The following is a 26,856-nucleotide window of genomic DNA, read 5'->3' on the forward strand; positions in this document are numbered from 1 at the left end:
CCTGTCGCCTTCGCTGTGCCATTCAATGCACCATGACGACATTGCGCCCCTCCTCCGATCCGCGTCCGCTCGGGACAAGCGGAATTTCCGTCTCTCCCATCGCCTGGGGCATGTGGCGGCTTGCCGGTGAGAATGTCGCGGACGCACGCGCCAAGGTCGAGGCTGCGCTGGATGCAGGCATCAGCCTGTTCGACACGGCGGACATTTATGGCTGCGACACGCCGGCTGGCTTTGGATCGGCCGAAACGCTGTTCGGCAGCATCCTGGCGGACGCGCCGGAACTGCGCCAAGCCATGGTCATCGCCACCAAGGGCGGTATCCGGCCAGCTATCCCCTATAATAGCGGCGCAGCTTATCTTGCCGAAGCGGTCGATGCCTCCCTAACCCGCATGGGTATCGATCAGATCGACCTTTACCAGATTCATCGACGCGACTTTCTGACCCACCCGCAGGAGGTCGCTGCAAGCCTGATGCACATGGTCGAAGCCGGCAAGGTCCGCGCCATCGGCGTATCCAATTACGCGCCGCATGAACTCGATGCCTTGCAGGCATTTCTCGACCTGCCCATCGTCAGCACCCAGCCGGAATTTTCCGCCCTGCGCCCCGCACCGCTCTATGATGGTACGCTCGACCAGGCCATGGCTCGGGACATGACAGTGCTGGCCTGGTCGCCGCTCGGTGGCGGCCGGCTCGCCAAGGCGCTGCATCCTGCCGCAATCATGATTGCCGATCAGGCCGAACTTATGGCGTTGATATCACGGCGGCCGCCCTCTCATGGATCATGGTTCACCCGGCCCGCCCCATTCCCATCGTCGGCAGCCAATCGCCTGCACATATCGCCCGCAGCGCAGATGCCTTCAGGGTCGAATGGAGCCGTGCCCAATGGTATGGGGTGCTCGAAGCCGCGATCGGTGAAAGACTGCCATAGAATATCCCGCAGGCGGGAATGCGCGATCAAGCCGGTTCCCGCCGATCTGCTGAGCCGCCAGTCTGCTGAGCCTGGGCCATGAAAGCCCCCCGCACCGGCCATCACCTTGGGCAGTCGCGGACCCATACCAACCATGCCGAACCCAGATCAGCCCAGCAAGCCAACAAAATCAGATATAGGAGACACCACGAACCCGATGGTTCGCAGTAATGGCGGAGAGGGAGGGAAGCGTTGAAGCTGCCCCGATTTCGCGTGATTCGCGCCTGTCGATGGCAGCATCGCTATCAGGCTGGAGCGCCTGGGTGTAGCCCTAGTTCGAGGGACGCGCCTGGATTCGAACCGTCGCTGGCTCCATCGCTCCAGGCCATGATCTTGCACGTCATCATCGCCCAAGACGATCACCTGGGGCGGTGGAGATCATGGTGATCTGGAGGCGGGTATCTTCAGTGGCGAGTTGCCCCGGCGGGAACTTCATCGTCATTGTCGAGGAAGGTTTCCATGCCCTCGGCGGCGACCGCCTGTGCGAAGGCTTCGAAGGCAGCCTCGTCCGTGTCGAACAGATCGTCCCAGACCGTCGATGTTCCGGCATCGTTGACGACTTCCAGCGCCCACTTCGGATCATGTTCGAGCCGATAGACGAGAACGCGGACGGTAATGCCATCTCGGCTAACGGTTCGGGACAAGGGGGACTCGATGATTGTAGGATCGGTGTCGGTCATGGTGATCTCCAGGAGCAGTCTAGGGATGATATGTCAGGCCGCGAGCGCCCGATAGACCGATGCCCGCCCGATCCCCATCTAGGGCGCGTGGGTGCGGGGGGATAATGAACAAAGGGAGCGAGGGGGTGGCGGCTCGCCCTCGGAACGCCCACATGACGCGCTTGGCATGATCGGTCTGCTCACGTAATCCGTAGATATGTCCGCCCAAGATGAGCCTTCGCTAAATTCGCTCCTGACGATCTTCAACATCACGAGAAAGGCGGAGCTTGTTGACCATTGCCGGGCTGCAGTGATCGGGAAATCTGACCTGGCGAACTTGATCTTGGCCTGCCAGATGCAGGCTGTTCCGATTGGGCACATCCCGATCTTCAAGCATCACCATCCTGAGCATTTGAACCCGACCGATGAAGATAGAGCGGCCTTCGCAGCGAACGGCGTGGGTAAGCTTTCGAAGGAAGCGCGAAAGTTCACCAACAAGATCGACCAGATGTTTGAACAGCGACGGCTATTTTGTGGCCACATGTTCCTGCCGCTGGAGTGGCCAGGGCACTGGCATTTGTTCTACTTCGACCAGCGAGATACCGACCAGCGCAACAACCACTGGGAGCATGGGAGCCACCTTCACCTGATGAATATGGTTACGCACCCACGCCTCTCGCCGGAAGCGCTCGCACAAAAGCTTGATGCCGAAGTCCGGCCCAAGTTGGGCGGAACGATCCATATCCGGTTTGATCGCGATAGCAATCAGGCGGCGAGCGCCCGGTAGACCGATGCTCGTCCGATCTTGAGCCGCTTGGCGATCGCGGTGGCGCCGAGCCCCTGGTCGCGCAACTCTCGCACCTGGGCGGGATCGATGGTGGCCGGTCTGCCCTTATAGGCGCCCTTGAGCTTGGCTGCTTCGATCCCCCGACGCTGCCTGGCACGAATGAAGTGCTTTTCCATCGAGCCGATCATTCCGAACAAGGTCAGCAATACCTCGCTCATCATGTCGCTGCCGTCGAAGGTGATCGCCGGGTCATGGATGCGCAGCGCGGCCCTCTTCTCGACGACCCGCTTGCCTACGGCGAGGAGGCTGGCCGTGTCCCGCGCGATGCGATCGGGATGGAGGGCGAGGAGCTGGTCGCCAGGTTCCAACAATCGGAGGGCTGCTTCAAGCTGGTCGCGGCCGTGGAGGGTGGAGCCGTTCCCGATATCGGCGAAGACGACGACAGCGCCGAGTTCTTCGAGCCGGGCCTTCTGGCTGGCAATGTCCTGCCCATCGTCGGTGGAAATCCGCGCATAGCCCAGCACCTTTGCCATTCACGCTCCTGTCTCATGAGGGTCTAAGACTAACTGAATAGGTGTGTATTATATCATGAATTGCACCCATTTGGCACAATATGATTGTATCGCCGGATGTGTCGTTGATGGTTACCTTGGCGGGACGCAAATGGACGACCTCATGCCTGCGTCAGAGATATCGACAGGTCAGATGGGGCTTCGCTACGATCGTCTCCATCTGCGGGGTCAGGTCGCCCGGCAACGATCTCCAGGATGGAGATGAGCAGTTCCAGGGGACGGCGCTGCGCTCCCGTCCCCGCGCCGACGAGACGCCCGCGATCTTCTGGCTCGACCTGCTCAGCCGCAGGCCAAGCCATCGCTCGCCGTCGCCTCGCGCCGATTAAATCCCCCGTGAAGCCCGGTTATAATATAATATCTATAGAACTCGTCTTCACGGGGGATGCGCGTCAAACACATCCCGCGAAGTCACGAAGATTAAATTAGGCGATATCGCGACACCGGTGGTAGAACGGATGAATAAATAGTCACGTAGATGCGTGACGGCATCATCGGAGTTCACGGCCAGTCGGCATATAGTAGCGCTATATCCATCGATTGTTCCAGGCAGAGCCTCGCATGACCGTCACCATGCGAGGCTCTAACCTGGAATATCATGACCCACTATCACGAATACCACTACCTCGAAAACATAAAGACCACCCTGGGGGTGAAGCGATGACGAAGATGAGATACGACCGGCGTAGGCCGCCGAAGTCCGTGCCATCCGACTACCCCTTTGAGCATGGGCAGCATCGCAGACCGACCAAGAAAGCGTCGAAGAAACCGCAGCAGCCTGCATTGAAGTGCCCGCGAAGGCGATCTGGGATCAAGCAAACGTCAATCGAGACCCTCAATCGGTGGACGGCCGAAAAACGCGAGATCAATAACTGGAAAGCGAACATCGCGGCGAAGAATGCCGCCATCGCAGCAAATGTGGCGCCTCCCACCAACCTGGAATGACAGGCTCGAAGCGGTTCACCAATCGAACACCGATCTGGTGAACCGCTTCAGGGCGGCGGTCGCATCATCACTGCCCGTCGTGTATCGCCTTTCCAAGATTCCATACCGGGCAGCGAATTCACGCGCCCGCTTATCGAGATCGGCGGCCACCTGACGATTCCTGCGGACGTAAACGCCATCGAGTGTCCAAATATCTTCATGCTTTTGCAGGCAGATCAGGGCGGTTTGACTATCGTCGTCGGTGAATTCGCCAAAGGCGTTTTCGCCCACGATGCTGGCATTGGTGTAGCGCCTGGAGCAGTTTTGATATGCCAGTGCGACCTTGCGCAATTCTCGCCCATCACGGATCGGGCGATAGCCTTTGGCGGCGGGAATAGGATGGGGTGGGAATGGAATCTGCAACGCCCACCGTTGCACGACCTTCTTCAAGGGGGCGGTCGAGCGACGCAATGCGTCGATAAATTCGGCGCGATCGATCCCTCGCTCGGCCAGCAAGCTGGTCACCAGGGTGAGGTCATGGGCATCCGCGCGCGCCTCAACACGGTGGACAATCCGGGCATCGCACAGATCGGCAGGGAGCGCAGTGATGATGGCAAGGCGATCGGGGGTGAGTTTCGGCGATTGCATGATCGCAGCCGTCACCTGCCGCTGGCCGGAGAGAAGCGCCTGATGCAAATCGCGATAATAGGCCGGTTCGTGCGGCTGCGGTCCGCTCTTCCCAAGTGCGCGGCGCAAGCCCATCGGCACTGTTGGAAAGGCGTATTCAAGGATAGTGCGGTGATCGGCCGTCACCAACATGGCGGCCGCCTCTCGTTCGCCTTCTCTGCCAATGCGAACTGCCGCCATAAATGCGGCGATGATCTGACGGCGCTCGGTGCTGGCGCGGAGATACGCTCCAGCGAAACCAGGGCATGCGACATCGAGATGCGCAACAAGATCGAGAACCCAACCTTTAAGAGGGGCAATTTCCATTTCGATGATACTCCAGGATTGTCATATCATCGGTCGGTCTCCGTGCTGGTTTCGAAGTCATATCAATAGCTTGATTGGACCGGAAAGTCACTTTCATTTTCCAGCAAACGCCGGTGCCCTGAAGCGTCGGCATGTCGCTGCCGGAATGTGGACATGATGACATTCCTCCTTTCCGCCGCCAATCTGATGCCCTACGCAGAGCGCAATCTCTGGGGGAATAATGGCAAAGCTTTCACAAGCGGAATTGGAACGGCATCTCTGGGGCGCGGCGGACATCCTGCGCGGGACCGTGGACGCCGGGGACTACAAGCAATATATTTTCGGGCTGCTGTTCTATAAGCGGCTCTGCGACGTATGGGACGAGGAATTCGAGGTGCTGCTCGCCGAAACCGGCGACCGGCAAGAAGCCGCCGATCCCGATGAGCACCGCTTCGATGTTCCCGCCGACCATCGTTGGGACGCGGTGCGCAAACATGCGACGCAGATCGGCCAGCGCCTGAACAATGCCCTGGCGGCAATCGAAGACGCCAACCTTCGGCTGCGCGGCGTGTTCGGCGATGTCGATTTTGCTAACCAAGACCGCTTTTCCGACGCCTTGCTGGAAAAGCTGCTTTCGCATTTCGAGAAGCACCGACTGCGCAACGCTGATGTGACCGCCGACATGTTGGGCGACGCCTATCTCTACCTCATCAAGATGTTCGCGGAAGGCGCGGGCAAGAAGGGCGGCGAGTTCTACACGCCCCGATCAATCGTCCGGCTCATGGTCGAGATCGTCGAGCCGCGTCCGGGTATGTCGATCTACGACCCCACCTGCGGCTCCGGCGGCATGTTGTTGGAGGCGGTGCAGTATCTCAAGGATCGCGGTGAGGATTCCCGAAGCCTTGCGCTGCATGGGCAGGAAAAGAATTTCGCCACCTGGGGCATCGCCGAGATCAACCTGTTCCTGCACAATGTCGATGACGCTTTCATTGCGAAGGGTGACACGATTCTGTCGCCCAAGCGGTATGACCGGGCTGCCCGCGAATTCGTAGAGGGCATTGGTGCCTATGACCGGGTGCTGGCCAATCCGCCCTTCTCGGAGAAGGTGTGGGGCCATGATGTCTGGCAGAATGGCGATCCGTTCGGCCGCGATGTCTATGGCTGCCCGCCCAAGGGGTATGGCGATCTGGCGTTCGTCCAGCATATGCTTGCCAGCCTTAAGGATGACGGGATGCTGGCCGTGGTCGTGCCGCATGGCGTCCTGTTCCGTGGCGGGGCCGAGGGGCGGATCAGGGAAGCGATGTTGACCGCCGACGTGATCGAGGCGGTTGTGGGGCTGGCCCCCAATCTGTTCTACGGAGCGGGCATTCCTGCTGCCGTGCTGGTCTGCCGCAAGATCAAGCCTACCGAGCGGCGCGGCAAGGTGCTGATCGTTAACGGCGACGCCACCTTCCAACCGGGCAAGGCGCAGAACTACCTGACCGATGATCACCTGCGCACGCTGGCCGAGGCAGTGCATGGCTTTGCCGACATCAAGAAGCTGGCCCGCGTTGTCCCGGTCGAGGAGATTGCCGCCAACGGCCACAACCTCAATATCAGCCGCTATGTCCAGACTGGCGCTGATGCCGAGGCGGTCGATGTCGCGGCGGAAGTCGCCAAGCTGCAAGACCTGATCGCCAAGCGCAACGAGGCAGAGGCCGTGATGTTCGGCCACCTGCGGAGGCTCGGCTATGTCGAGTGAGTGGCGCACGGTCGCACTGTCGGATGTTGCTGATCTCTCGATGGGTGAGACGCTCCTATCGAAGAACCTTACCGGCGATGGCATCCCCGTGTTCTCCGCCAACACGGACGAAGGCCCTTGGGGCTATACGAGCAATAATCGTCGTCGCTTGCACCGAGGGGACATCGTGATCGGGGCGAGAGGGTCGGTTGGGTATCCGCGTCGCCCGAACTTCGATGCGTTCACTTGCACGCAGACCACAATCGCTGTGGAACCCGATCATGCGGTCGTAGACAGCGAGTATCTTCACCACGCGCTATGCGCAGCGGACATTCTCGGCATCGCCTCCCAACAGGCCGTGCCCATGCTGACCATCGGCGCATTGTCTCCATTGGAGATCACCCTTCCCCCGCTCGACGAGCAGCGGCGGATCGCGGAGGTGCTGCGGTCGGTGGATGAAGCGATTGCGGTAACGCAGGCCACTTACGACGGCATAGTCACGACACAAGCAGCCGTCTTTGAAACCTTCCTTCAAAGCGGCAACCTTATCTCAGACGGTCAACTCATCGCCGGTTGGACAACGGGCAAGATCGACTGCGTGCGCCATCTTCCAGTTGGCTGGCGCGTCGTGAAATTGGTCGATGTCGCCCGTCTGGAAAGTGGCCACACGCCCGACCGAAAGAAGCCTGAATATTGGGATGGCGGTGATGTCGAGTGGATATCACTTCACGACACGCAGAATCTTGGGCGGTGTGAAATCAGCAAGACCGAGATGCGCATCACGCAGGCGGGCCTTGCGAACTCGTCGGCTCGGTTACTGCCAGCCGGAACGGTCTGCTTCTCGCGGACGGCCACTGTGGGCAAGTGCGTCATCATGCCCAAATCCATGGCGACCAGCCAAGACTTCGCGAACTTCATCTGCTCGCCAGCCTTGAACAACCGCTATCTGCTGCACCTCATGCGCTGGATGCAGCCGGTATGGAAAGCCTTGGCCAGTGGCAGCACGCACAAGACGATCTACATGCCGACCTTCAAGGCGTTGCAGATCATCCTCCCGCCGCGTGTCGAACAGGACCAGATCGCCGCGACCATGGATAGCTTCGTTAACATGGCCGAGAGCCATGCGGCGTCCTTGACCCATTTGCGATCATTAAAGGCAAATCTCATGTCGGACCTTCTTTCCGGTCGTGTGCGGGTGCCTGCATGAGCGAATACCGTCTTGCCGAAAAGCCCGCGCTAGATGCGCTGGTTGCCATGGGCTGGCAGGCGCTGTCGCCCGCCGACGCATTGGCGATGCGGCAGGAAGAGAACCGGGTCATCCTGAAACCCGTGCTGGTCGAGGCTTTGCGCGACCTAAACGGTATCGGCCTGAACGATGCCGAAGCCATTTATGCCGACCTTGCCACCCGCTCGGACAATGAGCAATGGCAGAAGGATTTGCGCGGAAACTATTCCCGGCGGCTGGAGGGAGCCAAACAAGATCAGGCCATTACCCTCATCGATTTCAAGCAGCCGGGCCGCAACCGCTACCATGTCGTGCGCCAGTTCCGCATTGCCGCCCAGCGGCCGCGCATCGCCGACATCGTGCTATTTGTGAACGGCATCCCGCTGGTCGTGATCGAAGCGAAATCGCCGCTCAAGACCACGGCCAAGGCCGAAGAAGCATTCGAGCAGATCAAGCAATATGAGCGCGATATTCCGCGCCTGTTCGCGTCCAATGCCTTTAACATCGTCACGGATGGCATTGCCACCCTCTATGGTGCGACCGGCGCGTCGTCGCAGTTCTACGCTCCATGGCCGGACGCATGGCCGCGCACCCCTGCTGACTTCCCTGATGATCTGAACAAAGACCTGTGGTGCTTGTGTGAGCCATCGCGCCTGCTAGACCTGCTGGCGCATTTCATCGTGTTCGAAACCGATCCGGAAACGGGCCGCAAGATCAAGAAGGTCTGCCGCTATCAACAGTTCCGCGCGGTTAACAAAGCGACGGATCGCGTCGCCGAAGGCGAGCACCGGAAGGGACTGATCTGGCATACCCAGGGATCGGGCAAGAGCCTGACAATGGTTTTCCTGGCGCTCAAACTGAAGACACACCTAACGCTGGAGGCGGCCAACCTCGCCAATCCCAACATCCTAGTGTTGACTGATCGCATCGATCTAGCCCGGCTTATTCATGAGCCCGCTGCACTGGGGTATTTCGGGTTTGGTGGGTCGGTTGCCGCGTGATCTGGGCGAGCGCCAGCGCCGGCGTTTTTCACCGCAGCAGGAGCAAAGGGCTTTTCGAGGTTGATGGACGAGGGCTCGGGCTTTCGGCGGCACTGCCGCACTGGCTATGTCGGTGCTGGCCGGAGACTGGTGGCGATTGCTTTGAACACGTCGGCCTCCGGGCAGGCTGACGCGAAGGCGAGACGGATACGCGAGGAGGTTTCGATGACGCGGGCAGCCACCTTGAGCAGCCGCAAGCGTAGCGTTGCGAACTCGGCCGTGGCCAGCGCGGTGGTCTTGGGGATCGCCTGCTGGACGCGCCACAACAGCCAGTAGGCGGCGGTGTGTAGGATGAGGCGCATTTGATTGGCATTGGCTGAGCGGCACGAGGTGCGATCGCTGGCGAGTTGAGCCTTGTGGCGCTTGATCAGGTTTTCGGCTTGGCCGCGCGCGCAGTAAAGCGTGTCGTAGATATGCTCGGCCGAGCCTTCGGTCAGCGAGGTGACGACGTAGCGGATATCCATGCCCAGCGTGCTGGCCTCGATCCGGGCGACGACGCGGCGCTGGCAGTTCCAGCTCTTTGCGCCGTAGTGCGTCTCGGCATAGTTGCGCAGGACCGGATACTGGGCCGTGGCCCGCTTGACCGCGCAGGCGTCTGCGATGGCAACGATGACCGGATCAGCACGTAGCGCGGCATTGGTCGGCAAGCCGAACACGTAATCGACGCGGTGGGCCTCGCAGAAGGCCATGACTTCGGGGCGGCCATAATGCCCGTCGCCGCGGAAGGTGATGTGCGTTTCTGGCCAGTACCGGCGGATATGACGCACCAGGCGCCGGATGTGGCCGGCAGCTTCGGCGCCTGACGGCGTCTTACCGGTGCGCAGCAGCATCGCGACCGGACGACCGGTCGCGGTGTCGTACACATGGATCGGCAGGAAGCAGCGCTCACCGTGATGCCCGTTCCAGAAGGACAACTGCTGATAGCCGTGCACGACATCGCAGGTGTCATCGATGTCCAGCGTCACCGCCACTGGTGGAGCCGGATAGCTGGCGCAGTAGACGCCGATCATCTCGGCCATCATCCTGGCCAGCTCACGCGTGGTCGGAGCATTCTCCCAGCGGCTCATCGTCGGTTGGCTGGCAAGCCCCGCGCCCGATCCCGGCAACTTGCCCAGCGCCAGGCGGAAGCCCGGATCGTCGCGCAGGGCGTCGAGATCATCGGCATCTTCATAGCCGCACGCGATCGCGAACACCCGGGCACGTAGGATGTCATCGAGGCGATGGATCACCCGCGTCGGGTCACGCGGATCGGCAATGCAACCCGCAAGCCGCCGGCAGAGCCCCATCGCGCGCTCGGCCTGCGCAAGCAGCAGAACGCCGCCGTCCGAGGTCAGTCGGCCACCGTCAAACGCGGCTGTGATCTTCTTCCCGCCGACCGCTGGGAATCGGAATGAAGTTGCGATATCGTCTTTCATGGCGGGTGTGGCCTGTGGCATTTTCTGCCCTGCAGCAGGGCCGGCGTAGACACCCAGTTCCTAATTCAGATCAGAGGCTTATGCCACTCCCGCCAACCCTTCAGGCCCCCGTCGGTGAATAAGACGGGCTAGACGATCAGATCAGCAAGACCTTCGTCGGCTGCGGCCTACCCAACCCAACACAATGCGGATCAGTGACGGCGCTGCGCGAGGCTGTGAACCGAGGCGGCAACGGTCAAATCCTGCTGTCCACAATCTTCAAGTTCGCGGGATCGAAGGAACCGATTCCCAACTCGGCCAACTGGATCGTGCTGGTGGACGAATGCCATCGCACCCAAGAAAAAGACCTCGGCGCCTATTTGCAGGCAACTTTGCCGGATGCCCATTTCTACGGTTTCACAGGCACGCCTGTTGATTTCCACTGAGAAGTGACCCGGGTAGGGCATAAATTTCCACTGAGAATTGACCCATGTTGAACTCGTCCCTGGCTTTGGCAAGCGAGGGTATATGGAGTGTTGGACATGGCGTTATTGAGCGTTATCCGGCGCTGGCATTTTCGCGATCATCTGCCGATCCGGGAGATAGCACGGCGCACCGGACTATCACGCAACACGATCCGCAAATATTTGCGGTCCGAGACGATCTATCCGCTTTTCAAGGTGCCTGATCGACCAAGCAAACTGGACCCATTTGCTGAGCATCTGGCGGCCTGGCTACGGCGCGATATGGGCCGATCGCGCAAGCAGAAGCGCACGATCAAGCAGTTTCACGCCGATCTGGTGAGCCTGGGTTATGAAGGATCCTACAACCGGGTTGCCGCTTTTGCTCGGGACTGGCGCGAAGATTATCGGCGCCAGCAACAGATTGGCGGGCGTGGGACATTCGTGCCCCTGTCGTTTGCGCCGGGGGAAGCTTTCCAGTTTGATTGGAGTGAGGACTGGGCAATCATTGCCGGGGTTCGGACCAAGCTGCAGGTCGCGCATTTCAAGCTCAGTTACAGCCGGGCATTCATCGTGCGCGCCTACCTGCTGCAAACCCATGAGATGCTGTTCGACGCCCATAATCACGCCTTCCGCGTGCTGGGCGGCGTGCCGCGCCGGGGTATCTATGACAATATGCGCACGGCCGTCGACAAGGTCGGGCGTGGCAAGGAACGCACCGTCAACGCACGCTTCCTGACGATGGTCAGCCATTATCTGTTTGAAGCCGAGTTCTGTAACCCGGCTGCGGGATGGGAAAAGGGGCAGGTCGAGAAGAATGTCCAGGATGCGCGGCACCGTCTGTGGCAACCCACGCCGCAGGCCGAGAGCCTTGATGAGTTGAACCTGTGGCTGGAGGAGCGCTGCAAGGCGTTATGGGAGGACATCCCTCACGGGATCGAACCCGGGTCGGTTGCCAATGCCTGGGCCGATGAATCTGAGTGTCTGATGGTTGCGGGCAGGCCCTTCGATGGTTTTGTGGAATATCGCAAACGGGACTGTCAGGATTTCCGTGTGCGGCCGGGCGGTTGATCATCAGGCCGCCATGGCTCTGATGAAACGTTCGCCGAAGATCACGGCAAATTGCGCCTTCGCCATGGTCCACTCACGTGGTGGCATCTTCCACTCTTTCTCCGACCGATTCAAGATCAGGTAGAGCAGCTTGGTGGCGGCCTCGTCGCTGGGGAAGTGTCCCCTGGCCCTGACAGCCCGCCTGAGCTTCGAGTTCAAAGCTTCGATGGCGTTCGTAGTGTAGATGATCCGGCGGACCTCGTCGGGGAACGCAAAAAACGGGATCACCTCGCCCCAGGCGCGCCGCCAGCTCTGGCCGATGGCGGGATAGCGCTGCCCCCAAGGGCCAGCCTCAAATGCTGTCAGCGCCTTTTCGGCGGCATCTGCGTCGGTGGCACGGTAAATCTCCTTGAGCGCGCTGGCGAGGTTCTTTCGGTCCTTCCAGGAGACGAAGTCCATCGAGTTGCGCAGCAGGTGAACGATGCAGGTCTGGACGATCGCATCGGGGAACACTGCGGTGATCGCATCGGGAAAGCCCTTCAGGCCGTCAACGACGGCCAGCAGGATGTCTTCAACGCCACGGTTGCGAAGCTCGTTCATCACCCGAAGCCAGAACTTGGCACCCTCATTCTGCTCGAGCCACAAGCCGAGCACCTCCTTTGCGCCGTCGGCGCGGACGCCCAGCGCAATGTGGATCGCCTTGTTGCGCACCATGCCCTCGTCGCGGATCTTGACCCGGATCGCGTCGAAGAAGACCAGCGGGTAAACCGGATCGAGCGGCCGCTGCTGCCAAGTGGCGACCTCATCGAGCACGGCGTCGGTCACCGTGCTAATCAAATCGGGTGAGACGTCGATGCCGTATAGATCGTGCAGGTGCCTGGTGATCTCGCGGGTGCTCATGCCGCGCGCGTACATCGACACGATCTTGTCGTCGAAGCCGGGAAAGCGGCGTTGATACTTGGCGATCAACTGCGGGTCGAAGCTCGACTGGCGATCGCGCGGCACGTCGATCGCCAACTTGCCGGTGTCGGTCATTACCGTCTTCCGACCGTAGCCGTTGCGCATGTTGCCGGCGCCGTCTTCGCCAGCGAGGTGGTGATCCATCTCCGCATTCAGGGCACGCTCTGTCAGCGCCTTCTTCAGCGAATCGAGCAGACCGCCCTGCTCGAAGGCGGCACTGGCAGCGCCGCCCGCCAAAAGCTGATCGAGAAGCTCATTCGGTATGGCAGGTTCTTTGCGTCGTGACATAGTGGGACTCCTTGTTGCCCATTATGCCCGGCCGCACACGGAAATCCTGACAGTCCCTCGCAAACGGGTATCGCCGACGTGCCTCATCCATTTTGAGCGCAATCGCTACAGCGTACCGGCCTCTTTCGCCAATCGCACTGTCAGCCTGCGCGTCTATCCTGATCGCTTCCAGGTCGTCGCCGAGGGGCAGCCAATCTGCGCACATCAGCGCATCATCAACCGCTCTCACGACGGTCCAGGTCATACGGTTTATGACTGGCGCCATTATCTGGCGGTCGTGCAGCGCAAGCCCGGCGCCCTGCGCAACGGTGCGCCCTTCCTTGAGCTACCCGATGCGTTCCAGCGTCTGCAGCGACATCTGTTGCGCAATCCCGGCGGCGACAGGGAAATGGTCGAAATACTGGCGCTGGTTCTTCATCATGATGAGCAACTGGTGCTGACGGCGGTCACCATGGCGCTGGAGGCTGGCGTTCCGACCAAGACCCATATCCTCAATCTGCTCTATAGGCTGGTCGACGGAAAACCGATCTCCACGCCACCGGTGACGGCGCCCCAGGCGCTCCAACTGGTCAGCGAGCCGGTGGCCAATGTCGAACGCTATGATGATCTGCGCAAGGAGAAGCGTCATGCGTCATGACCCTGCCAGCGGCGCCATCGTTGTCATGCTCCGCAGCCTCAAGATGCATGGCATGGCGCAGGCCGTCACCGATCTCATGGAACAGGGATCTCCAGCCTTCGAAGCCGCCATCCCGATCCTCTCCCAGTTGCTCAAAGCCGAGACAGCAGAACGGGAGGTTCGATCTGTGGCCTATCAGCTCAAGATCGCGCGCTTCCCTGTCTATCGCGATCTGGCCGGCTTCGACTTTACCAGTAGCGAGGTCAATGAAGCTCTGGTGCGTCAGTTGCATCGCTGCGACTTCATCGACATCGCCGACAATATCGTGCTGGTCGGCGGTCCTGGCACCGGCAAGAGCCATGTGGCAACGGCGCTGGGCATCCAGGCCATCGAACATCATCGAAAGCGCGTCCGCTTCTTCTCGACGGTCGAACTGGTCAATGCGCTCGAGCAGGAAAAAGCACAGGGCAAGGCCGGTCAGATCGCCAATCGCCTCCTGCACTCCGATCTCGTTATCCTGGATGAGCTTGGATATCTGCCGTTCAGTGCTTCAGGTGGCGCGCTGCTCTTCCACCTGCTGAGCAAACTCTACGAGCGCACCAGCGTCATCATCACCACAAACCTGAGCTTCAGCGAATGGGCCACCGTGTTCGGCGACGCCAAAATGACCACGGCGCTTCTCGATCGGCTTACCCATCACTGCCACATCCTGGAGACCGGCAACGATAGCTTCCGCTTCAAGAACAGCTCTGCCAAGCAGGCCAGAACCCAAAGGAGAAAACCACGGGTTGACCCAACCATGACACCCGAAACATAATCCGCAGACGGGTCACTTCTCGATGGAAAACCCGGGTCACTTCTCAGTGGAAATCAACAACATGGTCTCGGTCAGATCGAGATGCTGGAGCAGCATTGTTTCGAGGTCGTTCCAATGTTCGATCAAACCCTCGCGCAGGCCAGCATCAGGTTCGCCGAATTTTTCGATGTAGGCGGACATTTCGAAGATAACATGGATGTGAAGAGACTTGTGGCCCGACCAGTTGACCGTGATGCCACGGAAATCCGCCCATTGGGTGCAGGCCTTGAAGAAACGGCCAATGGCGCAGTCCGTGGATTTCTTTCCCGACGAGCGCAGCCAGCCAAGCTGCAACTCGAAGAATGCGACATCAGCATAGTCGAACTCGAACGTGTAAACTTGGTATTTGCCGATGCGGGTTCGCGACATCGGAGCGGGATATTGAGCTTTGCCATCCGCCCCATATTCGGCCTCAGCAATCGTCAGCGGATTGGCGAAATAGCAATTCTCCTCCAACATCATTCGTCCCTCAGCGATCTTTACGGTCGCCAGGTGGTTTCGTCCGGGCCGGTTCTGTCGGTCCGACACCGGGTAGTAAATGTCTCCGCTGATGAGATTCCGGGCCATTTCTCTAGCGAAACGGGTCATCGGCTTCTTGATGGCGCGGCGGAATTGTCCGTGAGCCTTCCTCCCCAGGGTGGTCTTTATGTTTTCGAGGTAGTGGTATTCGTGATAGTGGGTCATGATATTCCAGGTTTGAGCCTCGCATGGTGACGGTCATGCGAGGCTCTGCCTGGAACAATCGATGGATATAGCGCTACTATATGCCGACTGGCCGTGAACTCCGATGATGCCGTCACGCATCTACGTGACTATTTATTCATCCGTTCTACCACCGGTGTCGCGATATCGCCTAATTTAATCTTCGTGACTTCGCGGGATGTGTTTGACGCGCATCCCCCGTGAAGACGAGTTCTATAGATATTATATTATAACCGGGCTTCACGGGGGATTTAATCGGCGCGAGGCGACGGCGAGCGATGGCTTGGCCTGCGGCTGAGCAGGTCGAGCCAGAAGATCGCGGGCGTCTCGTCGGCGCGGGGACGGGAGCGCAGCGCCGTCCCCTGGAACTGCTCATCTCCATCCTGGAGATCGTTGCCGGGCGACCTGACCCCGCAGATGGAGACGATCGTAGCGAAGCCCCATCTGACCTGTCGATATCTCTGACGCAGGCATGAGGTCGTCCATTTGCGTCCCGCCAAGGTAACCACCAACGACACATCCCACGGCACATCTTTTCCGCCCCGTTTGGGTCGATTTCCTGCTATAATACGCCAGCGATTTGAGGGTTTTAGAGCCATACGAGACATAGGGGCGCCGATGGGACGAGTGCTGGGTTATGCGCGGGTGAGCACGGACGATGGCCAGGATGTCTCGACCCAGAAGAACCGCCTGGAAGAACTCGGCGCCGTCGTGGTCTTCAGCGATGTTGGAAACGGGTCATCGCTAACTGGCAGGGATCAACTTGAAGCCGTCTTGCGCCTGCTCGAACCTGGCGATGTCCTGATGACGCTGCATCCCGATAGGCTTGCCCGCGATACCGCTGACCTCCTGTCGATCGCCAAGCGGGTAGTCGGCAAGAAAGCCGTCCTGCGGATCGTCGATCCCAGCATCGAGATGAACGGTGAAGACCTGATGGCCGAGGTTATGCTCACGATTTTGGGGTTGGTGGGTTCTGTAGAGAAATATTTCGGGAAAGCTCGCCAGCGGCGTGGCATTGAAGCGGCCAAGGCGCGAGGAGTTTATAAAGGCCGACCCGCCACCATCGATCCCGCCCAAGTGCGGGAACTTCGCGACCAGGGCATGGGCGCCACCGCGATCGCCAAACGGCTCAAGATCGGGCGAGCCAGCGTCTACCGTGCCCTGGCAGCGTGATGAGAACGTTTGATTCACCGTCGCGCGATACCGTCGGCCCCATGTCGTTCAAGAAGCCCTTTCGCGCCGTCCCGATCACCCTCGGTGAACATTACCAGGCGAAGCGGATGCGTCGAGAACGCCTCGGCATCGTGAAACTCTTGGGAGGTGCAGTCGGGCTTGGCTTGATCGTAGCCCTCGCGCTCCATGCCTGGGATCGAACCTCTGTGATGCCATCGACACCGGCAACCACCAGGAACGATGATCCCCAGCCCATCGCGGGACCGGTTCCCAAGCAGACCATGGCTTATGACCGAGGCACTAGCGCGGCCGATCTCGATGCCCAGCAGCCAGCAGGCGGATCAGCGAGTCTTCCGGCCTCTCATCCCGTCGCATCAGCAGGTTCATCCTGGTCATACCCGAACTGCGGAGCCGCCAGGGCTGCCGGTGCCGCGCCGTTATATATCGGGCAGCCCGGCTACGGCCCCCATATGGACGGTGACGGCGATGGCATCGCCTGCGAACCATATCACGGCCGTTGACGCCGCGATCCCCGCTACCCGCTCCGCCCTCTCCCATCACCATGACCTCCACCGCGACGGCCGATCGTCTGGGGCGATGATATCTCGCATGATCATGCCGGACCGCGACCGGTTCGAATCCGGGCGCGTCCCTCGAACTAGGGCTACACCCAGGCGCTACAGCCTGATAGCGATGCTGCCATCGATAGGCGCGAATCACGCGAAATCGGGGCAGCTTCAACGCTTCCCTCCCTCTCCGCCAATCTTCCCGTAAGATTGTGAGATAAAACGATTTCTTCCTGATCCACGGCTGCCGAGCGTTCAACCGCTACACAACGGTGCTGCCCCGGCCATACTCCATTATACTGGAGAATCGCGTCGAATATCGGTTGCTACTCCTATCTGAAACCTCCCTAGAAATTCAGAGGGGCCGACGGGGCAGAGCATATCACTACACCATTGTTTTCTTTTATTTTTACCCTTGCAAACGGGTAGCCATCGAGGATCCGAACCTTGAAATTTTAGGCAAATAAGGAGACTTTTTCGTTGCAATGCGTTAAGAGAAAACTTAACTCCATGTCCGATATGGCGGATGGCAACGATGACGAGAAGCAACTCAAGGAGCTTGGTTGTGGTATGCTTGCCAACGACGCAGATGCGCGCGTTGTCATCCTTAAAGGCCCGAAGAAAGATTTCGACAGTCTAGAAATTAAGCACCAGGCTCGCTTCATAGGAATTATGAAGGGCTGGTGTAATGGACAAAAGCTTCTTCCCGCCATGTTTAATTACAACGAGGGAAGATCGAAACAAAAAAACTGCCTCATACAAGTATTCAAAGGTTTCAAACATCGATTTTATGGATTTCAGACAAAAATAAATAACACAAAGACTTTTGTCGTAGTAAAATCTGATTTGAACAAAAAACAAGACAAAGCCGACCCAATTATTTTGGCGAGAGCAATGGAGATATCGGATCAATTGCAAGCTGCTATTGATGCCGCTTCGGAAGGAAAATGAAATGAGCATCTGCCCCGATCAGGAACGGAACGCCGTCTTCGCTGAAGAAGCGTTCATCGTTGATGCGCAGATTTTTCTCCATACTCTTATGGAAGAAAAAGGGATCTCGCGCGCCGATTTGGCTAGAGCCATGGGAGTTTCGCGAGCACGAGTTTCTCAGGTGTTCAGCGACGAATGCAAGAATTTTACGATGCGCCTGTTTGCGCGAGCGATGTTCGCGTTGGATGAAGCCCCTCGGCTTGATTGCGATCACTTCGCAACGAAAGCCAAAACCAATTTGGCGCAGGAGCGCGAGGAGGCCATCCAGGCCGCAGCAAATGTCGTTCCGATTTGGTTTGACACTAACGACGACGAGACAGATTCCGAAATCTGCTTGAACGCGAACGACAACAGACTGGCCGGTTTGCGGCGGAAGGCTGCCTGATGGGCGACATTACAACTGAAGTTTCACAGGATGCGCCCAAGAGTGGTTTCTCTGGCGAAGAATATAATCATGTCGCTAGAAATTCCGAACTTGAAGCAATAAAACTCCTGTCCAATAAATTCAGCGTAGAGCCTGGTTTTATTGGCATGAGTGATCAACTTAAATTGAGCTATGGACGAAAGATCGTCGCATGCCAATTTATGGAAGATGATCACGCTGCTGTGGCAATTTTTCGGTATCATGTGGAAGGAAAACATCTTCGAAAAAAGATGTTTAGCTTGGTTGCAGAATATGGCGTATCCTATAGCGTCCCCATTGACGGAACCGAAGCCGCAGCCGTTGGCTTTTGCAAGAATGTCGGAAAATTTGCAGCCTATCCGTATTTTCGCGCCTTGGCTGCTCACATCTTTGCGGAAGCGGGTCTGAATCTGCCCCCTCTTCCGGCTATTGCCTCGACAGCACATATCCAAAGAAAAACCAAGGAACCGGAAAATTGATTGGAGCACTCATGAGGCCGGGAGCCAACCGGTCCGAACGATCAGGACGCTGTTGCAATTAGGCAATGGCCTTCTGAGGCAAATTTATGAGCAATAAGAAACAGGTTCCGGCGCAGACCGTCCATCGCAATTCTATCGACGGTCGTTTCGTGACGAAGACTTATGCTGATCGCCATCCGCGCACTACCGAGCGTGAGCGTATCAAGCATCCGGATTGATATCCGAGGCATTCAAAATGGCAACGAGTCTGACGTGAATTTTTTACGCGTCAGACTCGCGGCGCGCAGATGAACTCGGTGGAAAAGCCTTAGCTCCTAGTAGCACGATTGCCCCACCCGCGTTGCCAATGTTGGATTCGGCTCATCGCGATCGATGCAAAATTCTGGCATTTTTTCAATTGCCGAAGCGAGAACATCGATGGGCCAATCCCCATACTGTTCGCCAATCGATCTAGGCGCATGCCCCTGAAGCGCGTCCCGAATTTCGGGATCCATTCCTGCTCGTCGCGCCAACGTCTTGAATAGGTGTCTCCACGCATGGTTTGGCTGGATACGCGGATCATCAACTCCAATATCTCTAACCCACTTCGCGAGCCGCTCTCCGACCTTCTTGTGATGCGGATTGGCTGCATTCCCCCTTCTCCCGAAAGAACGATTATAGAATACCGGCGCATCCCCATAGCCACGCGCCATTTCCACCACACCTTGGCCTATCAGATCGGCGTGCAACGGCACCAATCGCGCTGATCCTGACTTTGTCGATCCCGCCTCTGGCGTGATGTGAATAAGCCACACACCCTCGCGTTGTATGAAGTCACACCCTCGAAGCTGCGCTATTTCGCCCACGCGCGCCCCTGTATAAGCACATAAGAACGGAACCCAACGTCGTGCGCGCCGATGGGCTTCAGAGACATTCCCATGATCTCCGCCGAGTGCTGCCCGTAGGATCGTTTTTGCCTCAACGTCCGTGAATCCTCGCTCACGCAAACGTGCGGGCTTCGCTACCCGCACAGAAATGCCGGTCACCGGGTTCGCCGATATCTTACGGTTTTCCGTTGCCCATCCGAACACAACCTTGAGGCCCGCTAAATAGACCTCCCGCACGCTGCGACCGGAGATACCGGATCGAAGTAGCTCCTCCTTCCAACGGACGATATCATCCGCCGACACCTTCGCCGCATCGTCATGGCCGACCCATCTCTTGAAATGAGCGAATACAGGCTTCCAGCGCTTGATCGTCGAAGCAGCGGGTTTCCGTTCGAGCAGATAGCCGTTGATGATCGCCTCGAATGGCACCTTTGTGGGCGCTGGCGCTGGATCGATCCGGCGAGCCTGAGAGATCATTACCGGCTTCGACGGTGACGCAGCATCTTCGTCAAGCCGCCCCTCACGCGCAGCCTCGATCCGAGACTGAAACCTGACGATCACCGAAGCGGCCCGACGATTAGCCTCTGATCGAGACACCCGTCCCAATCGTCGAGTGAGATTGGATTTTCCGATGATCGACTGAAGCGTTTTCGGGACGGTCATGCGGACCTCGAAACCACCATCTGTGGTCGCCCGGAGATATGTCATCGATCTCATTCTGTAGCACCGTTGTGTAGCGGTTGAACGCTCGGCAGCCGTGGATCAGGAAGAAATCGTTTTATCTCACAATCTTACGGGAAGATTGGCGGAGAGGGAGGGATTCGAACCCTCGGTACCCTCACGGGCACGCCGCATTTCGAGTGCGGTGCATTCGACCACTCTGCCACCTCTCCGCAGAAGACCGGAAGCATTGAACCGCAAGGAAAAATGCCGCCCCGATCGGGTCGAGGGGCGCCCATTAGCGAATGATTCCATCCTTGCCAAGCACCCTTTTCGGTATTTTTCTTGTCTCCCTGCGCGGGCACCCTAAATTGGTCATATGAAAGTCACGATTCAGAATATCGGTACCGGCATCACCGCCCCGCCGGTCGTCCATGCCCGCTTCAGCATCGGCGATGTCCTCAAGCATCGCAGCTTCGGCTTTCGCGGCGTGGTGTTCGACATCGACCCGGTCTTCGCCAACAGCGAGGAATGGTATGAATCGATCCCCGAACATGCCCGTCCCGACAAGCAGCAGCCCTTCTACCACCTGCTCGCCGAAAATGGCGAGAACAGCTATGTCGCCTATGTCAGCCAGCAGAATCTGGTGGCCGACGACAGCGAGGAGCCGGTCGATCACCCGGCGATCACCGGCCTGTTCGGCGATTATGCGGATGGCAAATATCAGCTGCGCCCGCGCCATCGGCACTGAGCCGCACTGGCGGGCGGCGCTGGGCCTTGCCCTGCTGCTCGTCGCGACCGGGCCGTTGCAGGCTGCCCCGCTGCCGACGCAGCCCCCGGCGCCGGACAAGGTCGCGGTTCCCAACGCCGACCCGACCTTCCCCTTCTCCAACGAGATCGCCGCCTTTGCGAAAGCGGAAGCGGCCGGCCCGCCGGTCGCCGACGCCACGCTGTTCCTGGGCAGTTCCAGCATCCGCCTGTGGGACATCAAGGGCAGCTTCACCGATATCGGCACGGTCAATCGCGGCTTTGGCGGCGCGACCACGCCCGACGTGCTGCATTATTACAAACGGCTGCTGCCCAAGGCCAAACCGCGCTCGATCATCGTCTATGTCGGCGAGAATGACCTCGCCGCCGGCGCCACCCCGGACAAGGTCGCGCGCGACGTGCTGACCCTGCTGCGCCAGCTTCGCGCCGACTATCCCAGGGCGCATATCGCCTATCTCTCGCTCAAGCCCAGCCCGATCCGCTGGACGCTCTGGCCCCAGATGGCGGCGGTCAACATGACCGTTTCGGCACGCAGCAAGGCGATGAAATTCGATTATCTCGATGTTGGCCGCCCGTTGCTCGCTACCGACGGCCTGCCCGATGCGTCGCTGTTCCGTGCCGATGGTTTGCACATGAATCCGCGCGGTTACGAGCGCTGGACCAGGCTGGTCGACGCCTATCTGGACCATGCCGTGCTGGCGGATGCGGCCACCGGCCGCGATTCCTGACCGTCCTGCCGGCCAGTTTAAGATTGATCCAAGCGCCAGCAACATTATTACCAGCCGCTTGATCGATCGACTGGCGAAGGGAAAAGAGCAGTGACAACCGATTCGGCCAAGGCCGTGCCGATGGCGGAGCTGACGCTACGCGGCGTCATATTGGGCGCGCTCATCACCCTGCTGTTCACCGCCGCGAACGTCTATCTGGGCCTCAAGATCGGCCTGACCTTCGCCACCTCGATTCCCGCCGCCGTCATTTCCATGGCGGTGCTGCGGCTGTTCGCGACCGGCACGATCCTGGAAAACAACATCGTCCAGACCATCGCGTCGGCCGCCGGCACGCTGTCGGCGATCATCTTCGTGCTGCCGGGCCTGGTCATCATCGGCTGGTGGCAGGGCTTCCCCTATTGGCTGTCGGCCTGCACCATCGCGCTGGGCGGCATATTGGGCGTCATGTATTCGGTGCCGCTGCGCCGGGCGCTCGTTACCGGGTCGGATCTTCCCTATCCCGAGGGTGTCGCCGCCGCCGAAGTGCTCAAGGTCGGCGCCGGTTCGCGCGAGGGCCTGGAAGAGAATAAGCGCGGCCTGGCTGCCATCGTCATGAGTTCGATCGCCGCCGCCGGCTTCTCGATCATCGCCAAGACCAAGATCCTGGCCGAGGAAGCCGCCACCTTCTTCAAGCTCGGCGCGGGTGCCAGCTCGGTCTCGACCAGCTTCTCGATGGCGCTGATCGGCGTCGGCCATCTCGTCGGCATCTCTGTCGGCGCCGCCATGTTCGTCGGCCTGCTGATCAGCTGGGTCGGCATCGTCCCCTATCTCACCAGCCCGCTGCCCGCCGGCGCGGACCTGGCCGACCTGGTCGGCACCACCTTCCGCATGAAGGCCCGCTTCATCGGCGCCGGCACGATCGGCATCGCCGCGATCTGGACCCTGCTCAAGATCCTCGGCCCGATCATCAGCGGCATCCGCTCCGCCCTCAACGCCGCCAAGGTCCGCAAGTCGGGCGACGCCGGCACGCTGGACATCACCGAGCGCGACCTGCCGATCGGCATCGTCTTCGGCACCATCCTCGCCTCGCTTGTGCCGATCGCGGTGCTGCTGTGGATCTTTGCCCAGGGCGGGCCGATCGCCGCCAATCCGGTGCCGATCATCGGCCTGACGCTGGCCTATATCCTGGTCGCCGGCATCGTCATCGCCTCGGTCTGCGGCTATATGGCGGGCCTTATCGGCGCGTCGAACAGCCCGATCTCGGGCGTCGGCATCCTCGCCGTGCTGGGTGCCTCGCTGATCCTCGCCGCCATCTATGGTTCGGGCCACCCCGAACAGAGCCAGGCGCTGATCGCCTATGCCCTGTTCACCACCGCGATCGTGTTCGGCGTCGCCACCATTTCCAACGATAACCTCCAGGACCTCAAGACCGGCCAGCTGGTCGGCGCGACGCCGTGGAAGCAGCAGATCGCGCTGGTGCTGGGCGTGCTGTTCGGCGCGCTGGTAATCCCGCCGGTCCTCGACCTGCTGAACAGCGCCTTCGGCTTTGCCGGCGCGCCCGGTGCCAAGGCGACCGCCCTGCCCGCGCCGCAGGCCGCGCTCATTTCCGCGCTCGCCAAGGGTGTGCTGGGCGGTGATCTCGACTGGGGCCTGATCGGCTTCGGCGCCGGCATCGGCGTGGTCGTGGTCGCGCTGGACGAGCTGCTCGGCAAGACCGGCAAGATGCGCCTGCCCCCGCTCGCGGTCGGCATGGGCATTTATCTGCCGATGGCGCTGACTCTGCTGATCCCGGTCGGTGCGGTCATCGGCCATTTCTACAATCGCTGGTCGCTGCGCCAGGCGAACCCGGAATTTGCCGAGCGCATGGGCGTGCTGATGGCGACCGGCTTCATCGTCGGCGAAAGCCTGTTCGGCGTCGCCTTTGCCGGCATCGTCGCCTCGACCGACAGCGACGCGCCGCTGGCGCTGGTGGCGGAGAGCCACTGGACGGTGCCGCTGTCGGTGCTGGTCTTCGCCGGTGTGATCGCGGCCCTTTATGCGCGCCTGCGCCATTGGGCGACCGCGCCACTGTAATTGATTGTAACAAATGCCTGTTTCATCGAACTGTCATGAAATTGGCATCACCCTGTAAGGAAAAGCCCGCACTGGCCCCCTCAACCGGATGGGGCCAGTGACGGATCGCTGATCTCCCACCGATAACAGGGAGATCCCATCATGAATCGTCTTGTCCGTGGCGTCAGCCGCGCTGCCATTGTCGTTGCCTTAGCCACCCCGGTTGCGGCCTTCGCCGGCACCATCAGCGGCACCGTGTCCGACGGCACCGGCACCCGTGCGCTGCAATCGACCCAACTGCGCATCGTCGAAAACGGCCGTATCGCCGAAGCCGGCCGTGACGGTTCTTACCGCTTCCCCGACGTCGCGCCGGGCACCTACACGATCGAGGCCCGCTACACCGGTGCCGATCCGGTGCGCACCACCGTCGTCGTGCCCGCCACCGGTGACGTCGATGCCGACATTCGCATCGGTTCGAACGTCGACGCATCGATCATCGTCGTCGGCCAGGTCGCCAACCAGGCATCGGCCCTGTCGCGCCAGCGCGCGGCCGATGGCGTCGAAAGCGTGCTGACCCGCGACGCGATCGGCCAATTCCCCGACCAGAATGTCGCCGAATCGCTGCGCCGCCTGCCCGGCGTCAACATCATGAACGACCAGGGCGAAGGCCGCTTCGTCTCGGTCCGCGGCCTCGACCCGGAACTCAACGCCGCATCGGTCAACGGCGCCCGCCTGCCCGCCCCGGAAAGCGACGTTCGCTCGGTCGCGCTGGACGTCGTGCCTTCGGAACTGATCGAATCGATCGAAGTGAAGAAGTCGCTGACCCCGGACATGGACGCCGACACGATCGGCGCCTCGATCGAAATCAACACCACCAGCGCCTTCGACCGCAAGAAGGATCTCTATTCGGTCAAGCTGGAAGGCAGCTATAACGACTATGCCGACGCCGTGACGCCCAAGGGCAGCGTCGACTTCGCCACCCGCCTCAGCGACAATTTCGGCATCTCGGGCGGCTTCAGCTATTATAAGCGCAAGTTCGAGACCGACAATATCGAGGCTGCGGACTGGACCACCAGCGACGACGGCATCGCCTATGCCGAAACCCTGGAATATCGCGACTATGACGTTCAGCGTAAGCGCATTGGCGGCACGCTGAACCTGGACTGGAAGCCGTCCGACACCACCAAGCTTTATGCCCGCGGCATCTATAACCAGTTTGAAGACCATGAATATCGTCGCCGCCTGACCTTCGTCCTGGATGAGCAGCCCGCTTCGGGCGATGCCGACAGCGCCAACTTCACCGACGAGGATGGCCGCATCGAAGTGCGCCGCGACCTCAAGGATCGTTTCGAGCGTCAGCGCATCAAGTCACTGGTACTGGGCGGCACCACCGAAACCGGCCCGTGGAAGCTGACCTATTCGGGCAGCTGGTCGGAATCGACCGAGAAGGAAAAGGGATCGATCGACCCGATCCGCTGGCGCGCCCGGTTCGACGGCGATGGCGTCGATGTCGGCTTCAACTATTCCGATCCGCGCGTGCCGACCTTCAACGTCACCAGCGGCGCCGACCTGTTCAACGACCCGTCGGAATATGGGTTCAACCGCGTCGAGCAGACTGCCCTGTCGGACTCGCGCGACCGCGAATATGCGCTGAAGGGCGATGTATCGCGCGCCTTCGCCACCGACGGCGGCACCTTCACCGTGCAGGCTGGCATGAAGGCCCGCTGGCGCAAGAAGAGCTATAATTTCAACATGAACTATTATGGCGATGCCGACCTGGATCTGGCCGATGTGCTGGGCGCTCAGACCTATCGCCTGTCGGACCTCGGACCGCTGCCAGGCAAGGGCCAGGCGACCGATTATTTCTACAACAATATCGGTGAGTTCGAACTCGACCCGATCACCAGCGCCTATGAATCGGCAGCGCAGGATTACAGCGCGAAGGAAGATATCCTCGCCACCTACCTGCTCGGCCGTTGGGACAGCGAGAAGGTCCGCATCATCGGCGGCGTGCGCATGGAGCAGACCCGCAACGTGCTGCGTGGCAATGTCACCGAATATGAACTGGATGACGAAGGCGAAGCCACTGGCGTGATCTCGACACCCAATGTCTTCACCAAACATTATACCGACTGGCTACCCAGCCTGACCGCCCGGTTCGAGCCGAGCCAGGGCGTGGTGTTGCGCGCTGCTGCCTATAAGAGCCTGGTTCGTCCCAAGCTGTCGCAGCTTGCGCCGCGCTTCATCCTCGACGAGGATTATGCCGCCGAGTTCGGCAATCCGAACCTGAAGCCCTATCGCGCCTGGAACTTCGATGCCTCGGCCGAATGGTATTTCTCGAACAATGGCGCACTGAGCGCGGGCCTCTTCTACAAGTCGATCAAGGACTATAGCGCGCAGGTCCGCGACTTTGACGACGGCGTCTATAATGGCGTCGCCTATAGCGAGGCATCCTATTATGTGAATGGCGACACCGCCAAGGTGAAGGGCGTCGAACTCTCGTTCAGCCAGGTTCTGAACTTCCTGCCGGCGCCGCTCGACGGCTTCCTGGTGAACCTCAACTACACCTTCACCGACGCCGACGGAAAGATCACCAGCTACGACGGGGACGACAACGCCTATACCCGCAAGATCGGCCTGCCCAATGCTTCGCGCCACACCTTCAATGCGGTGCTGGGCTATGAGAAGGGCCCGATCTCGCTGCGCGCCGCCGGCACCTATCGCAGCAAATATCTGGACGAGATCGGCGATGGTCCGGATACCGACCGCATTGTCGACAACCACTTCCAGCTCGATCTGAGCGCGAAGTACAAGATCCTGCCCGGCGTCCGCCTGTTCGCCGACTGGGTCAACGTCAACAACGCCAAATATTTCGCCTATCAGAACTTCGAGGGCAGCAAGCGCCTGCTGCAATATGAGGAATATAACTGGACTGCGAAGTTCGGCATCTCCGCCAGCTTCTGATCCCGTTCGATTTCCCCCGCTTGCCGGTCGCGCCCTTG

At 59.9% G+C, this 26,856-nt stretch carries 25 protein-coding genes, 1 tRNA gene and 3 pseudogenes; 20 read left to right on the top strand and 9 right to left on the bottom strand.

The window, feature by feature from the left end; all coding sequences use genetic code 11:
- Window positions 1-32: 32 nt before the first annotated feature.
- Window positions 33-928: pseudogene (locus tag N6H05_RS00120) on the top strand (aldo/keto reductase).
- A 443-nt stretch (window positions 929-1,371) separates the two neighbouring features.
- Here the strand turns inward: N6H05_RS00120 and N6H05_RS00125 are convergent.
- Window positions 1,372-1,647, bottom strand: coding sequence for a hypothetical protein (locus tag N6H05_RS00125; RefSeq protein WP_284112224.1), 276 nt, complete (start codon window positions 1,645-1,647; stop codon window positions 1,372-1,374).
- Between the two features lie 196 nt (window positions 1,648-1,843).
- Here N6H05_RS00125 and N6H05_RS00130 point away from each other — a divergent pair, with 196 nt between their 5' ends.
- Window positions 1,844-2,413: a hypothetical protein gene (locus N6H05_RS00130; protein ID WP_284112225.1), complete on the top strand. Its 570-nt coding sequence runs from the start codon at window positions 1,844-1,846 to the stop codon at window positions 2,411-2,413.
- Here N6H05_RS00130 and N6H05_RS00135 read toward each other — a convergent pair.
- Window positions 2,392-2,946, bottom strand: coding sequence for a recombinase family protein (locus tag N6H05_RS00135; protein WP_284112226.1), 555 nt, complete (start codon window positions 2,944-2,946; stop codon window positions 2,392-2,394). The genes N6H05_RS00130 and N6H05_RS00135 overlap by 22 nt on opposite strands.
- Before the next feature lie 597 nt (window positions 2,947-3,543).
- Here N6H05_RS00135 and N6H05_RS00140 point away from each other — a divergent pair.
- A complete protein-coding gene (locus N6H05_RS00140; protein ID WP_284112227.1) occupies window positions 3,544-3,927 on the top strand; it encodes a hypothetical protein in 384 nt (127 codons plus the stop codon).
- Window positions 3,928-3,942: 15 nt separating this feature from the next.
- Here N6H05_RS00140 and N6H05_RS00145 read toward each other — a convergent pair whose 3' ends face one another.
- Window positions 3,943-4,899, bottom strand: a complete 957-nt coding sequence (locus tag N6H05_RS00145) for a hypothetical protein (protein WP_284112228.1) — start codon at window positions 4,897-4,899, stop codon at window positions 3,943-3,945.
- 220 nt (window positions 4,900-5,119) lie between these two features.
- On the opposite strand from N6H05_RS00145, the gene N6H05_RS00150 reads away from it, so the two are divergent.
- Genes N6H05_RS00150 through N6H05_RS00160 form a run of 3 tightly spaced genes read left to right on the top strand, consistent with a single transcriptional unit; the run spans window position 5,120 to window position 8,824 of the window.
- Window positions 5,120-6,619, top strand: a complete 1,500-nt coding sequence (locus N6H05_RS00150) for a type I restriction-modification system subunit M (protein ID WP_284112229.1) — start codon at window positions 5,120-5,122, stop codon at window positions 6,617-6,619.
- A 40-nt stretch (window positions 6,620-6,659) separates the two neighbouring features.
- Window positions 6,660-7,805 (top strand): restriction endonuclease subunit S, encoded by a 1,146-nt coding sequence (locus tag N6H05_RS00155; protein WP_284112230.1) that lies wholly within the window; start codon window positions 6,660-6,662, stop codon window positions 7,803-7,805.
- Window positions 7,802-8,824 (top strand): type I restriction endonuclease, encoded by a 1,023-nt coding sequence (locus tag N6H05_RS00160; protein WP_284112231.1) that lies wholly within the window; start codon window positions 7,802-7,804, stop codon window positions 8,822-8,824. The genes N6H05_RS00155 and N6H05_RS00160 overlap by 4 nt, the downstream gene beginning before the upstream one ends.
- Window positions 8,825-8,928: 104 nt before the next feature.
- On the opposite strand, the gene N6H05_RS00165 is transcribed toward N6H05_RS00160, so the two are convergent.
- Window positions 8,929-10,278, bottom strand: a complete 1,350-nt coding sequence (locus N6H05_RS00165; RefSeq protein WP_502958942.1) for an IS1380 family transposase — start codon at window positions 10,276-10,278, stop codon at window positions 8,929-8,931.
- A 140-nt stretch (window positions 10,279-10,418) separates the two neighbouring features.
- On the opposite strand from N6H05_RS00165, the gene N6H05_RS00170 reads away from it, so the two are divergent.
- Both N6H05_RS00170 and istA read left to right on the top strand, forming a co-directional pair.
- Entirely contained in the window at window positions 10,419-10,703 is a 285-nt protein-coding gene (locus N6H05_RS00170; RefSeq protein WP_284114310.1) for a DEAD/DEAH box helicase family protein, read from the top strand.
- Between the two features lie 96 nt (window positions 10,704-10,799).
- A pseudogene (gene istA, locus N6H05_RS00175) lies at window positions 10,800-11,753 on the top strand (IS21 family transposase); the annotation flags it as partial.
- 39 nt (window positions 11,754-11,792) lie between these two features.
- Here istA and N6H05_RS00180 read toward each other — a convergent pair.
- A complete protein-coding gene (locus N6H05_RS00180; RefSeq protein ID WP_014082638.1) occupies window positions 11,793-13,016 on the bottom strand; it encodes an IS256-like element ISSpwi2 family transposase in 1,224 nt (407 codons plus the stop codon).
- A 61-nt stretch (window positions 13,017-13,077) separates the two neighbouring features.
- On the opposite strand from N6H05_RS00180, the pseudogene N6H05_RS00185 reads away from it, so the two are divergent.
- Together N6H05_RS00185 and istB are read left to right on the top strand one after the other, a co-directional pair.
- Window positions 13,078-13,653, top strand: a pseudogene (locus N6H05_RS00185) (Mu transposase domain-containing protein); the annotation flags it as partial.
- Window positions 13,643-14,449, top strand: coding sequence for an IS21-like element helper ATPase IstB (istB, locus tag N6H05_RS00190; RefSeq protein WP_284114155.1), 807 nt, complete (start codon window positions 13,643-13,645; stop codon window positions 14,447-14,449). The pseudogene N6H05_RS00185 and the gene istB, both read left to right, overlap by 11 nt.
- A 36-nt stretch (window positions 14,450-14,485) precedes the next feature.
- Here istB and N6H05_RS00195 read toward each other — a convergent pair whose 3' ends face one another.
- Complete coding sequence (locus N6H05_RS00195) at window positions 14,486-15,172, bottom strand: hypothetical protein (protein WP_284112232.1); 687 nt, start codon at window positions 15,170-15,172, stop codon at window positions 14,486-14,488.
- A gap of 636 nt (window positions 15,173-15,808) precedes the next feature.
- Here N6H05_RS00195 and N6H05_RS00200 point away from each other — a divergent pair.
- On the top strand, window positions 15,809-16,363 hold the full coding sequence (locus N6H05_RS00200; protein WP_284112233.1) for a recombinase family protein: 555 nt from the start codon (window positions 15,809-15,811) through the stop codon (window positions 16,361-16,363).
- 14 nt (window positions 16,364-16,377) lie between these two features.
- Here N6H05_RS00200 and N6H05_RS00205 read toward each other — a convergent pair whose 3' ends face one another.
- Window positions 16,378-16,551 (bottom strand): hypothetical protein, encoded by a 174-nt coding sequence (locus N6H05_RS00205; RefSeq protein ID WP_284114324.1) that lies wholly within the window; start codon window positions 16,549-16,551, stop codon window positions 16,378-16,380.
- A 93-nt stretch (window positions 16,552-16,644) separates the two neighbouring features.
- Between N6H05_RS00205 and N6H05_RS00210 the strand changes: the two genes are divergently transcribed.
- The 5 genes from N6H05_RS00210 (at window position 16,645) to N6H05_RS00230 (ending at window position 19,019) form a co-directional block, all read left to right on the top strand.
- The gene (locus N6H05_RS00210) at window positions 16,645-16,884 is read left to right on the top strand and encodes an excalibur calcium-binding domain-containing protein (RefSeq protein ID WP_284114311.1); all 240 of its coding nucleotides are present in this window, start codon (window positions 16,645-16,647) and stop codon (window positions 16,882-16,884) included.
- 555 nt (window positions 16,885-17,439) lie between these two features.
- Window positions 17,440-17,880: a hypothetical protein gene (locus N6H05_RS00215; RefSeq protein ID WP_284112234.1), complete on the top strand. Its 441-nt coding sequence runs from the start codon at window positions 17,440-17,442 to the stop codon at window positions 17,878-17,880.
- 1 nt (window position 17,881) lies between these two features.
- Window positions 17,882-18,304, top strand: a complete 423-nt coding sequence (locus tag N6H05_RS00220) for a helix-turn-helix domain-containing protein (RefSeq protein WP_284112235.1) — start codon at window positions 17,882-17,884, stop codon at window positions 18,302-18,304.
- Window positions 18,304-18,801 carry a hypothetical protein gene (locus N6H05_RS00225; RefSeq protein ID WP_284112236.1) on the top strand — a complete coding sequence of 166 codons (498 nt, stop codon included), beginning with the start codon at window positions 18,304-18,306 and terminating at the stop codon, window positions 18,799-18,801. The genes N6H05_RS00220 and N6H05_RS00225 overlap by 1 nt, the downstream gene beginning before the upstream one ends.
- A gap of 86 nt (window positions 18,802-18,887) precedes the next feature.
- Window positions 18,888-19,019, top strand: coding sequence for a hypothetical protein (locus N6H05_RS00230; protein ID WP_284112237.1), 132 nt, complete (start codon window positions 18,888-18,890; stop codon window positions 19,017-19,019).
- Window positions 19,020-19,115: 96 nt separating this feature from the next.
- On the opposite strand, the gene N6H05_RS00235 is transcribed toward N6H05_RS00230, so the two are convergent.
- Entirely contained in the window at window positions 19,116-20,375 is a 1,260-nt protein-coding gene (locus N6H05_RS00235; RefSeq protein WP_284112238.1) for a DUF6538 domain-containing protein, read from the bottom strand.
- Window positions 20,376-20,470: 95 nt separating this feature from the next.
- Window positions 20,471-20,560: transfer RNA gene (locus tag N6H05_RS00240), tRNA-Ser, on the bottom strand.
- A gap of 146 nt (window positions 20,561-20,706) precedes the next feature.
- Between N6H05_RS00240 and hspQ the strand changes: the two genes are divergently transcribed.
- The 4 genes from hspQ (at window position 20,707) to N6H05_RS00260 (ending at window position 26,818) form a co-directional block, all read left to right on the top strand.
- Window positions 20,707-21,078 carry a heat shock protein HspQ gene (gene hspQ / locus N6H05_RS00245; protein WP_004210078.1) on the top strand — a complete coding sequence of 124 codons (372 nt, stop codon included), beginning with the start codon at window positions 20,707-20,709 and terminating at the stop codon, window positions 21,076-21,078.
- The gene (locus N6H05_RS00250; RefSeq protein ID WP_284112239.1) at window positions 21,035-21,823 is read left to right on the top strand and encodes a GDSL-type esterase/lipase family protein; all 789 of its coding nucleotides are present in this window, start codon (window positions 21,035-21,037) and stop codon (window positions 21,821-21,823) included. Before hspQ ends, N6H05_RS00250 begins: the two co-directional genes overlap by 44 nt.
- 90 nt (window positions 21,824-21,913) lie before the next feature.
- The gene (locus tag N6H05_RS00255; protein WP_284112240.1) at window positions 21,914-23,875 is read left to right on the top strand and encodes an OPT family oligopeptide transporter; all 1,962 of its coding nucleotides are present in this window, start codon (window positions 21,914-21,916) and stop codon (window positions 23,873-23,875) included.
- Window positions 23,876-24,016: 141 nt separating this feature from the next.
- Complete coding sequence (locus tag N6H05_RS00260) at window positions 24,017-26,818, top strand: TonB-dependent receptor (protein WP_284112241.1); 2,802 nt, start codon at window positions 24,017-24,019, stop codon at window positions 26,816-26,818.
- The last annotated feature ends 38 nt before the right edge of the window (window positions 26,819-26,856 follow it).

The sequence above is a fragment of the Sphingobium sp. WTD-1 genome (genome assembly GCF_030128825.1).
GTDB lineage: Bacteria > Pseudomonadota > Alphaproteobacteria > Sphingomonadales > Sphingomonadaceae > Sphingobium.

Coding starts and splice junctions, on each gene's coding strand:
- N6H05_RS00125 (WP_284112224.1), bottom strand. CDS start 1,647: ATGACCGACACCGATCCTACAATCATCGAGTCCCCCTTGTCCCGAACC.
- N6H05_RS00130 (WP_284112225.1), top strand. CDS start 1,844: ATGTCCGCCCAAGATGAGCCTTCGCTAAATTCGCTCCTGACGATCTTC.
- N6H05_RS00135 (WP_284112226.1), bottom strand. CDS start 2,946: ATGGCAAAGGTGCTGGGCTATGCGCGGATTTCCACCGACGATGGGCAG.
- N6H05_RS00140 (WP_284112227.1), top strand. CDS start 3,544: ATGACCGTCACCATGCGAGGCTCTAACCTGGAATATCATGACCCACTA.
- N6H05_RS00145 (WP_284112228.1), bottom strand. CDS start 4,899: ATGGAAATTGCCCCTCTTAAAGGTTGGGTTCTCGATCTTGTTGCGCAT.
- N6H05_RS00150 (WP_284112229.1), top strand. CDS start 5,120: ATGGCAAAGCTTTCACAAGCGGAATTGGAACGGCATCTCTGGGGCGCG.
- N6H05_RS00155 (WP_284112230.1), top strand. CDS start 6,660: ATGGGTGAGACGCTCCTATCGAAGAACCTTACCGGCGATGGCATCCCC.
- N6H05_RS00160 (WP_284112231.1), top strand. CDS start 7,802: ATGAGCGAATACCGTCTTGCCGAAAAGCCCGCGCTAGATGCGCTGGTT.
- N6H05_RS00165 (WP_502958942.1), bottom strand. CDS start 10,278: ATGAAAGACGATATCGCAACTTCATTCCGATTCCCAGCGGTCGGCGGG.
- N6H05_RS00180 (WP_014082638.1), bottom strand. CDS start 13,016: ATGTCACGACGCAAAGAACCTGCCATACCGAATGAGCTTCTCGATCAG.
- istB (WP_284114155.1), top strand. CDS start 13,643: ATGCGTCATGACCCTGCCAGCGGCGCCATCGTTGTCATGCTCCGCAGC.
- N6H05_RS00195 (WP_284112232.1), bottom strand. CDS start 15,172: ATGACCCACTATCACGAATACCACTACCTCGAAAACATAAAGACCACC.
- N6H05_RS00200 (WP_284112233.1), top strand. CDS start 15,809: ATGGGACGAGTGCTGGGTTATGCGCGGGTGAGCACGGACGATGGCCAG.
- N6H05_RS00205 (WP_284114324.1), bottom strand. CDS start 16,551: ATGGAGCGCGAGGGCTACGATCAAGCCAAGCCCGACTGCACCTCCCAA.
- N6H05_RS00210 (WP_284114311.1), top strand. CDS start 16,645: ATGGCTTATGACCGAGGCACTAGCGCGGCCGATCTCGATGCCCAGCAG.
- N6H05_RS00215 (WP_284112234.1), top strand. CDS start 17,440: ATGTCCGATATGGCGGATGGCAACGATGACGAGAAGCAACTCAAGGAG.
- N6H05_RS00220 (WP_284112235.1), top strand. CDS start 17,882: ATGAGCATCTGCCCCGATCAGGAACGGAACGCCGTCTTCGCTGAAGAA.
- N6H05_RS00225 (WP_284112236.1), top strand. CDS start 18,304: ATGGGCGACATTACAACTGAAGTTTCACAGGATGCGCCCAAGAGTGGT.
- N6H05_RS00230 (WP_284112237.1), top strand. CDS start 18,888: ATGAGCAATAAGAAACAGGTTCCGGCGCAGACCGTCCATCGCAATTCT.
- N6H05_RS00235 (WP_284112238.1), bottom strand. CDS start 20,375: ATGACATATCTCCGGGCGACCACAGATGGTGGTTTCGAGGTCCGCATG.
- hspQ (WP_004210078.1), top strand. CDS start 20,707: ATGAAAGTCACGATTCAGAATATCGGTACCGGCATCACCGCCCCGCCG.
- N6H05_RS00250 (WP_284112239.1), top strand. CDS start 21,035: ATGCGGATGGCAAATATCAGCTGCGCCCGCGCCATCGGCACTGAGCCG.
- N6H05_RS00260 (WP_284112241.1), top strand. CDS start 24,017: ATGAATCGTCTTGTCCGTGGCGTCAGCCGCGCTGCCATTGTCGTTGCC.